Origin of the sequence: Sphingosinicella microcystinivorans, assembly GCF_027941835.1 — a bacterium.
Lineage (GTDB): Bacteria > Pseudomonadota > Alphaproteobacteria > Sphingomonadales > Sphingomonadaceae > Sphingosinicella.
Genome location: NZ_CP116005.1, coordinates 238,660 through 250,681 on the forward strand (window position 1 = coordinate 238,660; position 12,022 = coordinate 250,681).

Annotated in this window: 8 protein-coding genes; 3 read left to right on the plus strand and 5 right to left on the minus strand. The window is 66.4% G+C overall.

Translation table 11 applies throughout. The features are described 5' to 3' along the window. Window positions 1–75 precede the first annotated feature (75 nt). The 3 genes from edd to eda are packed head-to-tail and all read left to right on the plus strand — an operon-like array spanning window position 76 to window position 3,502. Window positions 76–1,896: a phosphogluconate dehydratase gene (gene edd / locus PE061_RS01000; protein WP_271257384.1), complete on the plus strand. Its 1,821-nt coding sequence runs from the start codon at window positions 76–78 to the stop codon at window positions 1,894–1,896. Next, window positions 1,893–2,864 carry a glucokinase gene (gene glk / locus PE061_RS01005; protein ID WP_271257385.1) on the plus strand — a complete coding sequence of 324 codons (972 nt, stop codon included), beginning with the start codon at window positions 1,893–1,895 and terminating at the stop codon, window positions 2,862–2,864. The genes edd and glk overlap by 4 nt, the downstream gene beginning before the upstream one ends. Then, entirely contained in the window at window positions 2,861–3,502 is a 642-nt protein-coding gene (gene eda, locus PE061_RS01010) for a bifunctional 4-hydroxy-2-oxoglutarate aldolase/2-dehydro-3-deoxy-phosphogluconate aldolase (RefSeq protein ID WP_271257386.1), read from the plus strand. The genes glk and eda overlap by 4 nt, the downstream gene beginning before the upstream one ends. On the opposite strand, the gene PE061_RS01015 is transcribed toward eda, so the two are convergent. The 5 genes from PE061_RS01015 to PE061_RS01035 form a co-directional block, all read right to left on the minus strand. After that, window positions 3,462–4,682: a sugar MFS transporter gene (locus PE061_RS01015; RefSeq protein WP_271259100.1), complete on the minus strand. Its 1,221-nt coding sequence runs from the start codon at window positions 4,680–4,682 to the stop codon at window positions 3,462–3,464. The genes eda and PE061_RS01015 overlap by 41 nt on opposite strands. Before the next feature lie 65 nt (window positions 4,683–4,747). After that, window positions 4,748–6,313 (minus strand): carboxylesterase/lipase family protein, encoded by a 1,566-nt coding sequence (locus tag PE061_RS01020; RefSeq protein WP_271257387.1) that lies wholly within the window; start codon window positions 6,311–6,313, stop codon window positions 4,748–4,750. 74 nt (window positions 6,314–6,387) lie between these two features. Beyond that, window positions 6,388–7,941 carry a carboxylesterase/lipase family protein gene (locus PE061_RS01025; RefSeq protein ID WP_271257388.1) on the minus strand — a complete coding sequence of 518 codons (1,554 nt, stop codon included), beginning with the start codon at window positions 7,939–7,941 and terminating at the stop codon, window positions 6,388–6,390. After that, window positions 7,941–9,713, minus strand: a complete 1,773-nt coding sequence (locus tag PE061_RS01030) for an alkaline phosphatase family protein (protein ID WP_271257389.1) — start codon at window positions 9,711–9,713, stop codon at window positions 7,941–7,943. The genes PE061_RS01025 and PE061_RS01030 overlap by 1 nt, the downstream gene beginning before the upstream one ends. A gap of 24 nt (window positions 9,714–9,737) precedes the next feature. Continuing rightward, a complete protein-coding gene (locus tag PE061_RS01035; protein ID WP_271257390.1) occupies window positions 9,738–12,017 on the minus strand; it encodes a TonB-dependent receptor in 2,280 nt (759 codons plus the stop codon). Window positions 12,018–12,022 lie beyond the last annotated feature (5 nt).

Consider the following 12,022-nt stretch of genomic DNA (forward strand, 5'->3'; position numbering starts at 1 on the left):
CCCGGATTTCATGACACGCGCGGGCGCGGCTGCGGACACGGCCATGATCGACACCGACATCTCCCGGAGCCCGGCATGAGCCTGCATCCCGTCGTCGCGTCCGTGACGGAACGCATCACCGAACGCAGCGCGCCGTCCCGCGCCGCCTATCTCGATCTCATTGCAGGGCAGCGGGACAGCGGCGTGCGCCGGTCCGCGCTCGCCTGCGGGAACCTCGCGCACGGCTTCGCGGCAGCGGAAGCCGACAAGGACGCGATCCAGGCGGCGCGCGGTATGAACATCGGCATCGTCACCGCCTACAACGACATGTTGTCCGCGCATCAGCCCTACGGCCGCTATCCCGAACAGATCAAGCTGTTCGCGCGCGAGGCAGGCGCAACCGCTCAGGTCGCGGGCGGCGTTCCCGCCATGTGCGACGGCGTCACGCAGGGCCAGAGCGGCATGGAACTGTCGCTGTTCTCGCGCGACACCATCGCGCTCTCCACAGCCGTCGCGCTTAGCCACGGCATGTTCGAGGGCGCGGCGCTGCTGGGCATCTGCGACAAGATCGTCCCCGGCCTGCTGATGGGTGCGCTGCGCTTCGGCCACCTGCCGATGATCCTGATCCCATCGGGGCCGATGCCATCGGGCATTCCCAACCGCCAGAAGCAGCAGGTCCGCCAGCGCCACGCGGAAGGCAAGGCGACGCGCGACGAGCTGCTCGCATCCGAGAGCGCCAGCTACCATTCACCCGGCACCTGCACCTTCTACGGCACAGCCAATTCCAACCAGATGATGATGGAGGTGATGGGGCTGCACATCCCCGGCAGCGCCTTCGTGCCGCCCGGCACAAAGCTGCGGCAGGAACTGACGCGCGCCGCCGTCCACCGGCTCGCGGCGATCAGCGCGGAAGGAAACGACTATCGGCCGCTCGGCCTGTGCATCGACGAGAAGGCCATCGTGAACGCGGCGGTCGGTCTGCTGGCGACGGGCGGCTCCACCAATCACGCCATCCACCTGCCCGCCATCGCGCGCGCGGCGGGCATCGTGATCGACTGGGAGGACCTCGACCGGCTTTCGGAGGCCATTCCGCTGATCTGCCGCATCTATCCGAACGGCGAGGGCGACGTGAACCGGTTCGAGGCGGCCGGGGGCATGGCGTTCACGATCGCGGCACTGCTTGGCGCCAGGCTTCTGCACCGCGACATCCTGACGGTCGCCGGGCGCGATCTCGGCGACTACGCGCGGCAGCCGGTGCTGGAAGGCGACGCGCTCGCCTGGCAGGCGGCGCCCGCCGCCTCCCGCGACGAAACCGTCCTGCGCCCGGCGTCCGCGCCCTTTCAGCCGAACGGCGGGATGCGGCTCGTTTCCGGCAACCTCGGACGGGCGACGTTCAAGACCAGCGCCGTGGACCCGGCACGCTGGACGATCGAGGCGCCAGTGCGGGTTTTCCCGGATCAGGATGCCGTGCTTGCCGCGTTCCGGGCGGGCGAACTCGACCGCGACGTGATCGTCGTCGTCCGCTTCCAGGGACCGCGCGCAAACGGGATGCCGGAACTCCACAAGCTGACCCCGCCGCTCGGCGTGCTTCAGGACCGGGGCTTCCGCGTCGCGCTCGTCACCGATGGCCGCATGTCGGGCGCATCCGGCAAGGTGCCCGCCGCGATCCACGTGAGCCCGGAGGCCGAAGACGGCGGTCCGCTCGCGCGGCTGAGGGACGGCGACATCGTTCGCCTGTGCGCCGCGCGCGGAGGCCTCGAAGCGCTTGTCGATTCCGCCGAATGGGATGCCCGCCCCGCCGCGACGCCGCCACCGCCGGCCTTCGGCACGGGCCGCGAACTGTTCGCCCTGTTCCGTGCCGCCGCAGACGGTGCGGAACAGGGCGCCAGCCCCCTGCTCGCGGGGGCGGGACTATGAGCAGGATCGTCGTGGCCGACATCGGCGGCACTCATGCCCGCTTCGCCATCGCCGACACGGACAGGGGCCGCCCGATTTCCCTTGGCCCCGCACACACCTTCAAGACGGCCGAGCACGCTAGCGTCCTTTCGGCATGGAAGGCGTTCAGCGCGGCCGCAGGCGAGCCCCTGCCCCGCGCAGCGGCCATCTGCGTCGCCTGCCCGGTCTCCGGCGATATGCTGAAGCTCACCAACAATCCGTGGGTGATCCGCCCCGCGCAGATCGCCGGGACGCTCGGGCTCGATCATCTCACGCTGGTCAACGACTTCGCCGCCGTCGCGCACGCCGTCGCCCATCTGGACAGCAGCCATCTGCGTCATCTCTGCGGCCCCGACCTGCCGCTGCCCGCCGCAGGTGTCATCGGCATCGTCGGCCCCGGCACGGGACTCGGCGTCGCCACGCTGCTGCGAACGGGCGAGACCTACCATGTCCTGCCAGGCGAAGGCGGCCATATCGACTTCGCGCCCCTCGATTCCATCGAGGATACGATCCTGCAGCGCCTGCGCCAACGCTACCGGCGCGTCTCCGTGGAACGCATCGTTTCCGGCCCCGGCCTTGTGAGCATCTATGAAGCGCTTGCCGCAATCGAAGGCCGCGCCATCACGGTGCCCGACGACGCGGCGCTGTGGTCGGCGGCCATCGCGGGCACCGACGACCTCGCCGTCACCGCGCTGGACCGCTTCTGCGCGAGCCTCGGCGCGGTAGCGGGCGACATGGCGCTCGTGCAGGGCGCGGCGGCCGTGGTGATCGCGGGCGGCGTCGGGCTCCGGCTTGCCGATCATCTCCCCCGTTCCGGGTTTCGGGAGCGCTTCATCGCGAAGGGCCGCTTCGAAAATCGCATGAGCGGTCTGCCGGTGAAACTCGCGGCGCATCCGCAACCGGGTCTGTTCGGCGCAGCGGCGGCCTTTCTGCAGGAGCACGCCCGATGACCATCGAAACCGTCATGCGCCTCGCTCCCGTCATCCCGGTGGTGGTGATCGACGACCCCGCCCATGCCCGGCCGATCGCCGAGGCGCTGGTCGCGGGCGGTCTGCCCGCGATCGAAGTGACGCTCCGCACGCCTGCCGCGCTGGAGGCGATCGCCGAAATAAGCACCGTGGCGGGCGCCGTCGTCGGCGCGGGCACCGTGCTCGACGACAGGCAACTCGATCAGGCGATCGGGGCCGGTGCGACGTTCGCCGTCTCGCCGGGGCTCACCGAACGGCTGGGCCGGGCGGCGATCGAGCGGGACGTGCCCTTCCTGCCCGGCATCGCCAACGCGTCCGACCTGATGCGCGGCCTCGATCTCGGGCTGCGCCATTTCAAGTTCTTTCCCGCCGTCGCGAACGGCGGTCTGCCCGCGCTGAGGGCGCTTGCCGGGCCGTTCGGCGACGCCCGCTTCTGCTCCACCGGCGGAATCACGCCCGACAATGCCGCGGACTGGCTCGCCGACCCCGTCGTGCTCTGCGTGGGCGGAACATGGATCGTGCCGCGAGGTACGCCCGACCCGGAACAGATCAGATCGGCTGCTGCGCGCGCTGCGGACCTCAGGCGGGCCGTCTCGCGAAAAAGCCGAAACCGGCAATGACGAGGTAGCACGCGGCGGGCAGGGCCAGCGCGATCGCGAGGCTGCCCGCGAGATCGGCAAGCGCGCCCGTCGCCAGCGGCACGACCGCGCCGCCGAAGATCGCGACGTTGATGATACCGGACCCGTCCGCCGTGCGGGCGCCGAGATTTTCGCAGGCCAATGAGAAGATCGTCGGGAACATGATCGAATTCATGAGGCCGATCGCAAGCAGGCTGTAGCCGGACACGAATCCCGTCGTCGTCGTGGAAACGAGAATCAGCGTTGCCGCGCCGCAAGCGACAAAAACCAGCACCTTGCCGGGGCTGATGACCCTCAAGACGGCCGAACCGATGAAGCGCCCCACCATCGCACCGCCCCAGTAGAGGCCGATCAGCTTTCCGGCCGACTGCTCCGCGAGGGCCATCACGCCCGGCTGCATCAGGTAGTTGACGATCAGCGACCCGATCGAAACCTCTGCCCCGACATAGAGGAAGATCGAGAGCGCGCCGAAACCGAAGCGCGGACGCTTCAGCAGATCGAATCCCGCGAGCCCGGCGCTCTCCTCGTGCCTTTCGCCTTTCAGGCGATCGCGGAACAGCCAGACGGCGGCGGCGACGAGCGCAAGCACGACGGCAAGCCCGAGATAGCCGTGAACGATCGCGCGGCTTTCGGCCGTGCGATAGGCCGCGAGATCGGCGCCGGAAAGCTGATCGGCACTGACACCCGCAAGGCTGCCGAGGATGAGGATGGCGCCGCCGATCGGGAAGATCGTCGTGCCGAGCGAATTGAACGCCTGCGCGAACGTCAGGCGGCTGTGCGCCGTTCGTGGCGGCCCCAGGAGGACGATCAGCGGGTTCGCCACGACCTGAACGATCACGACACCGCTGGCGAGAACGAAAAGCGCGAACAGGAAGAGTGCATAGAGGGCCGCCTGGCTCGCCGGGATGAACAGCAGGCATCCGAGCATCATGAGGAGCAGGCCGCAAACGGCGCCGCGCATGTACCCGATCCGCTTGACGAGCTTCGCGCCCGGAATCCCGATCAGGAGATAGGCGGTGAAGAAGCAGAACTGAACGAGCATCGCCTGCGTGTAATTGAGCGTGAACAGCTCCTTCAGCTTGGGGATGATGACATCGTTCAGGGAGGTGATGCCGCCGAAGATGAAGAACAGCGCGAAGACGTGGACCTGAAGGCCCTGCATGTCCGCCGCGTCGCGCTCGGCGGTGGGGGCGTCTGCCCGGTTTGTTCCCAATGAAAAAAATGCCATCACCGCGCCCCCGGTTCGGGAATCCCGTCGGACGCACCGCCCGGTTCCGGCGCCATGCCGAAGATCGAGCGGTCGAGCCCTCCGGAGATCCGGTTCAGAACGATATCCAGCGTTTCCGCATCCGTCCGATAGGGCGCGAAGTGCGTGCCCAGTTCCATGACGGTAGACGTATCGTGCCGGTACGCCGGCCATGACGGCACGCCCTCGCCGTTGGGATTCCCGGTTTTAACGAAATTGACCCAGTATGCCGACATGACGCGCGCGATCTCCCGGTCCGCGTCCGTGAAGTTCCGCCACGGGGAAACGTCCAGCGTGTCGAAGACATAGGGCAGCTCCGCCGAATGGAAGGCCCCGAACACATCCGGCGCATTCCCCGGCTCGGCGTGCGTGAAATAATAGGCGAACAATCGACCGCCCCTCGCCGCAGGCGCGCTTCGCGACCAGTCGACCAGCGATGCGAGCCCGTAGAGGCGGGTGAGCACCTTGTTGCCCGCCGTGGCTCCGGCCTCGGTATCGACGCCGCCTTCGGGAAGGAAGAGCGCGGCCTTCTCCGGTCCGGCGAGACGTGAGACTTTTGATGCGAACATTTGCGGCGACATGCGGAAATAATCCGGGCTGAGGACGCCTTCGTCCGCATTCAACCCGACCATAACCGGCACGGATGCCAGATCACCGTGCGCCTGGAGCGCCCTCACCTGATCCGGCAGAACCCGGCCGTCGACGACAGGGCCGACGAGCGGCACGCCGCCGATGTCGGCAGCACCGGCAAGCGGACCCGCAGAAAGAATGGCCATGATCCTTTCGGCGGACACGGCGCGGAGTTCCGAAAGCGTGCCGACACCGGCCTTCGCTTTCAGGTCCTCGCCCCGGCGCCAAGCGTCATCGAGCGTCGGCAGGGCCGTTTCGATGATGCCGCTCTGAGCGATGGCCTGCGAGAACAGGCCGCGCGCCTGCGGCGATACCATCAGCATGTGCACGGCCATCGCGCCTGCGGATTGACCCGCGATCGTGATCCTTTCGGGATCGCCGCCGAACGCCCGGACGTTGCGCCGAACCCACCCGAGCGATGCGATGATGTCCTGCAGGCCGAAGTTAGCGGACCCTTGCGGATCGTCGGCCAATTCCCGGAATCCGGCATAGCCGAATACGCTGAGGCGGTAGTTGATCGCAACCACGACGATCCCCTGCCCGGCAAGCGCGGCACCGTCGTAGATCGGCACGGAATTCGATCCGCTCATGAACGCGCCGCCGTGGATCCACACGAGAACGGGACGGGCTTCGCTTCCTTTCGATGCGGGCGCCCAGACGTTGAGATGCAGGCAATCCTCGGACACGGGAGGCGGCGCGACGTACTCCTTCGTCCACGGGCCGAAACCTTCGGGCGTGATCGCCTGCATACAGGACGGCGCATGGGTCGTCGCATCGCGTACCCCGCTCCACGCCTCCGCCGGACGCGGCGGCGCCCAGCGCAGCGTGCCGACGGGAGGCGCCGCATAGGGCACGCCGAGGAAACGGGACACGCCGTCCACGATCTCGCCGCGCAAAGCGCCGCTTTCGACCGTCACCGTTGCGGGCTGCGCTACCGCCGGTGCCACAAACGCGCAAACGGCCAATCCAGCCGCGAACAGACGTGTCCAGATCACCGTCCCGATGCTCCCGTCACGAAAGCCTCGATGAAATCCAGCCGCGCGCGGATCGGGTCCGCTTCCTGTCGCGCGCCGTCTTCATCGAAGATCATGATGTTGTCGGCAGCCGGATCGTAAGGCGACCATGCTCCTCCGCCGGTCGACGACGGAATGCCGCTCTTCGCGAAATTAACCCAATAGTCGTGGATCAGGCGGGCCGCGGCCCTGTCGCCCTCGGACGTCTTCTCGCCGTGACGCGCCTCGACCGTATCGAAAACGAACGGAAGCTCCGAGGCGTGGAACGCGCCCGGCTGCGCAGCGCGCAGATAATCGGGCACGTAGCCGAAGCGGTACGTATAGACCGGCCGGCCCTTGCGCGAAATGATGCGCGTCACATGCCGCGCCGGTTCAAGGAACAGCAAGTCCGCCGAAACCGCGACGCCGATTTGCATGGCGTCGCGCTTGCCGTCCGGATCGTAGACCTTTTCCGCACCGGCCTGCACGGGGCCGAGAGGCGCATAGGCCTCGTCGATGCTACCGCCGAAGAAAAATCCGTCCGCGCTGTTCGCGCCGATGATCATGGGTATCGGGGCGCCGTCTCCGTTCTCGTAAGCCTTGTCGACAGACTTGCGAACGACTGCACCGTCCGCGAACAAGGCGGTGAAGTTCGTTGTCGAGAAAAGGCTCATCAGGTTGAGGCCGTCCATGACGCTCTCCGCCGGAAGCGCCCTGAGTGCCTTCAGCGAAGCGCCATCGGTTCCGGTCACGCCTTTCCCGCGCGCGAATTCGAGGCCCGTTGCTTCCGCCTCCGCCGCCGTGCGAAGCGGCCCCATGAGATCGCGCCCGCCGCCGGAAAGAACGATGGCCTTGTGGAAGAGCCCCTTGGCGAGCGGCGTGGTGGCAAGCGCATGGACCGACATGCCGCCCGCGGATTCGCCGAATATGGTGACATTACCGGGATCGCCCCCGAAGGCCGCGATATTCGCCTTCACCCACTCAAGCGCCGCGATCTGGTCGAGAATGGCGTAGTTGCCATGCGGCGTGCCGTTCGCCTCCCGCGTCAGCGCCGGGTGCGCGAAGAAGCCGAAGCGCCCGAGGCGGTAATTGAAGCTGACGAAGACGACGCCGGATTCCGCGAACTTCGTGCCGGCATAGACGGGCGGCGAACTGCCGCCGTTCACGAACCCGCCGCCGTAAATCCAGACCATGACGGGCCGTTTTTCCGAAGACGGCTCCGCCGGTGTCCAGACATTCAGGTAGAGACAATCCTCCGACGGTTTCACACCGAGAGGGGCAGCATCGGCCTTATAGGGAATCTGCATACAGTCCGGCCCGTATCGGTCCGCACGCCGCACGCCCTTCCACGGTGCGGGGGCCTGCGGCGTGCGCCAGCGCAGATCACCGACCGGAGGCTTTGCGAACGCTATTCCCTTGTAGGCGAGCACGTCCCCTTCAGGCACACCCTGAACGCTCCCCGACTGTGTGCGGACCGGCGCCGGGGTCGATGCACCCGCGCCTTGCGCCGCGCCGAGGAGCGCGGCCACGATAAACATACCGGCGGTCTTCATCACCTTCCGTCTCCCTCGCCCGCAGCCACTGTTTCTCTCTGCGGCGTACATCTCACGCCAAATTCCGCAATGTCGATGCAGCGTCCATCCACATCGCCAGACGGCGATACCCCTGCCAGCGCGGCAAGCGTCGGCGCGAGATCGACCACGCTGATCGGCAGGGCGCGTTCCTGATGGGCGATGCCCGGCCGCCAGAGCAGGATGGGAACCCGGCGATTGAAATCGCTGGGGCCGGAATGGCCGGTCATGAACAGCCCCGGAAACGGCGGCGCCGGGACCTTCAACGGGTCCGTCGCCAGCAGAACGTCGCCGCTGCGCTGCGCGTAGAACGACAATGCCATGCGATCGGCAAACGAAAGCTGGTCCGGGAGAAAGCGCGGGTCCGGCTTGCGACCCTGAAGCTGCTTCCCGGTCCATGCGCCCGCGATCCCCGGATGGTCCAGCGCATACTGGGCAGCGGCATCGGCAATGCGCTGCTTGAGCGCCGCATCGCCAAGGGCCTTTCCGCCTGCGTCCACGATGACGAGCTGGGTCGGATCGAAGAAGGCCGGCTTCAACGTGTTCCAGTCCACGCCGACAGCCCCGCGAACCGCGACATTCAGCGTGCCGAGCAGGTCGGCGGCGTCGATCCGGCCGGCCCCCGTATAGCCGCGGCGCTTCAGGCGTTCCGGTATGTCCGAGCCGCCGTGATCCGCCGTCACCGCCACGGCAACGGGAATACGCAGCGCTTCCAGCCGCCTGAGCAGCCGCCCGATCCCTTCATCCAGACGGACCAGATGGTCGCACATTTCCGGCCCCTGCGTTCCATAGGCATGTCCGACCATGTCGGTGCCGGAAAGCCCGACCGCCAGCAGGTCCGTTGCGGACGCGCGGCCGAGCCGCTCCGTTTCGATCAGGCTGAGCGCGGCATCAATCGTAACGCTGTCGTAGAACCACGGCGGCAGGGCCGGTCCCGACGCCTCCGGCCGTCCTGACACCGGCGCGGGCGGATCGGGCGGCAGATGCGCATGGAACACGCCGCCGCCATCCAATGGAAACGACGCCTCCAGCGTGCGGCAGGCCTTGCGATGATAGAGCCACCGAATCTCGCGGCCGGCGATCCGGCGGAAGACCGCTTCGTTGACCTTCTCCAATGACCGGAGCCGCTGCCTCGCGGCCTCGACGCTCGTGCCCCAGCTGTCGAATCCCTGTTTCCCGTCGAACCAGAAGGCACCGTCCGGCTGATGGCCGCCCATCATGATCGCGGACCGGTCCTTTCCGGCAACCGAATAGACGCGGCTTGCAGGCGACGCGGCCTTCAGCCAGTCGCCCAGCGTGGCAACCTCCAGCAGGCCCGGCCCCGTTCCCGACTTGCGGATCGTGCGGGCAGCGACATGGACGCCGTCATCGGTGCAGTACCGGTCCACCGAGTCTTTCTGGTCGAACCACTGGTTCGCGACGATGCCCGTCGCATTGGGATGACGGCCGGTCGCGATCACGGCATGTCCCGCGCATGTTTCGGTTATGCCGTGGGTATGGAAGGCATTCGCATAGACGATTCCGTGCGCGAGCGTTTTCAGCCCGCCACGGAATTGGTCGCGATAGCCGTTGAAGAGATCGGCGGAAAACTGGTCTATGGAGATGAGGACGATCAGCCTTGGCTGCACTCCGTCCTTCGGCGGACCCGCCTGCGACGGCGGGATGAATCCCGCCCCCGCCAGCATCACGACGAGCATCGCCACCAACCGAAACGCCATCGCCACCTCCGCGCGTATCGGGGCGGGGTTCACCATACCCGGCTCCCCCGCCCCATGATCCTAGAAGCGGCCTTCCAGCGACAGCCCGATCGTGCGGAACGAGTTCAGACCGAACATGTGGTAATAGTCGCCGCGGGACTGGGAGTTCGAGTTGATGAAGGTCGGCTGACGTTCATCGAAACAGTTCCGACAGAACAGCGTGACCTTGTACCGGTCGTCGATCTGCTTGAGCCCGATGCTGGCGTCGAGCTGCGAGTAGCCCGGCAGCACAGTATTCGGATCCTCCGTCGAGCTGAAGTTCGATTTCGTCCGGCTGTACAGCGCGCCCTGCAGGAACACGGCGAGGTTCTCGCTCACCGGCGTCTCGTAGCGTCCGGTGAAGCTGATCGTCCACTTGGGAACGTTCGGAAGATTGTTTCCTGACGAATCCGTCGTCCCGTTCGCGCGGCAATCCGGCTGGAACGGATAGCAGCGATCGAACTGGAAGTCGGAGAAAAACGCGTCGACGTAGCTGACGCCGAGATTGAGGGTCAACCCCTCGGCCGGGAGCGCCGAGGCCTCGATTTCAAAGCCCCGGGATTTGAGCGCGCCGGCATTGAGAAGCACATATCCGTTGGATGCGGCGTCGAACGCCTGCGCCTGGAAATCCTTGAACTTCGAGGTGTAGGCTGAAATGTTGAAGATCAGGCGCCGATCCAGCAGCATGGACTTGAGGCCCGCCTCATACGAGGTGGGTATTTCCGGCTTGATCAGCGGCGCATTCGGATCGATGGACAGGTTGAAACCGGGGCCCTTGTAGCCGCGCGCAACCGAGGCATAGACCATGGCGTCGTCGGCGACATCGTACTGGCCGCCTATACGCCAGGAGAAATTCTCCTCGGAAACCGATTGCGCCCGCTCGCCGGGCACGCCCAGCGGGAACACGAAGCCGGTGTCATCACTGATCGAATTCAGTTTGAGCTTGTCGTAGGTGTAGCGCCCGCCGAACGTCAGCCGCGCCCGATCGGTGAGGTTGAGCGTCGCCTGACCGAAACCGGCATAGCTCTTCGACGTCATCTCGCCGATCGAGATGATGCCGAGCCAGGCGTCGTATCCGGGGGGCGGCGCTTCGGTTTCCCCGAAGGCTCCGCTCGCCGTGATGCTGCTGTCGCTGCCGGACCAGTAATAATAGAGGCCGAGCTGGTATTCGAGGAAACCGCCCGTCGGCGACGCGAGGCGCAGCTCCTCGGTGAACTGGCGGACGTCGGTGAGCTGGTGGTTGGTATCGAGAATGTCGACCCGGTGCTTGTCCGAATCGAACAAATTGTCCGCCTTGAACTTCCGCCATGCGGTTATGCTCGTCAGCGTGTGGCCGCCCGCGAATTCGTAGTCGATATTCGCCTGCAGGCCGCCGACATCGAAACTCGCCACGGTCGGGGCACCATAGCTCGAGTACGCGTTTTTCGGCCCTGCCACGATACCGAGTTCCGCGTTCTCGGCGGCGAACAGGCTCGTCGGCCGAACGATCCGATCCGCGCTGCCGCCCGAGCCGACCCCCTTGGAGTGAGCGTAATCGCCGGCGATGAAGATGCTGAGTTCGGGCGTGGGCTCCCAGAGCAGCTTGGCACGAAGACTGGTCTGGTCCTGCCCGTAATCGCTGCCCGGGACATCCACCAGATTCTTCATGATGGGATCGGTATGCGTTTGCGATCCGCTGATCCTGAGCGCCGCGTTCTCCGAAACGGGCACGTTGATGACGCCCTGCAGACGATAGAGAAGGCCGCGTCCCGGCGAGGCGGTCGAGGCCGCCTCACCCAGAAGCGAGCCTTCGAAGCGTCCGATCTCGGGACGCCGCGTCGTGATGTTGACAAGGCCCGCCGACGCGTTTTTGCCGAACAGCATCCCTTGCGGCCCGTTGAGCACCTCGATCTGGGCAAGGTCGAGATAGTTCATGAATCCGAGGACGGGACTCCCCATGACGACGCCGTCGATCACCGAGGTGACGCTGGACTCGATGGTGTTCGAGAAGCTGAGCGTACCGACGCCGCGGATCGAGAAGTTGGACGCGCCCATCGCCGCGTTGAAGCTCTTCACCTGAAGACTCGGCGCGACGAGCTGCAACTGCGACGGGTCGAAGATCTGGCGCGACGCAAGCTGGTCGCTGCTGACCACGGTGGCCGAGATCGGAACGCTCTGGAGATTCTCGGCGCGCTTCTGCGCGGTGACGATGATCTCGCCGAAACCGCCGCTGTCCGATTCGACTTCGCGCGCACTGCCGGCCGACGACTCCTGGGCATGAGCTGCAGCGGACAGCACGAGAACGGTCGCCATTGCGCTTGCCGACGACAGAATTCCTTTCATGTTCA

Coding starts and splice junctions, on each gene's coding strand:
- edd (WP_271257384.1), top strand. CDS start 76: ATGAGCCTGCATCCCGTCGTCGCGTCCGTGACGGAACGCATCACCGAA.
- glk (WP_271257385.1), top strand. CDS start 1,893: ATGAGCAGGATCGTCGTGGCCGACATCGGCGGCACTCATGCCCGCTTC.
- eda (WP_271257386.1), top strand. CDS start 2,861: ATGACCATCGAAACCGTCATGCGCCTCGCTCCCGTCATCCCGGTGGTG.
- PE061_RS01015 (WP_271259100.1), bottom strand. CDS start 4,682: ATGCAGGGCCTTCAGGTCCACGTCTTCGCGCTGTTCTTCATCTTCGGC.
- PE061_RS01025 (WP_271257388.1), bottom strand. CDS start 7,941: ATGAAGACCGCCGGTATGTTTATCGTGGCCGCGCTCCTCGGCGCGGCG.
- PE061_RS01030 (WP_271257389.1), bottom strand. CDS start 9,713: ATGGTGAACCCCGCCCCGATACGCGCGGAGGTGGCGATGGCGTTTCGG.
- PE061_RS01035 (WP_271257390.1), bottom strand. CDS start 12,017: ATGAAAGGAATTCTGTCGTCGGCAAGCGCAATGGCGACCGTTCTCGTG.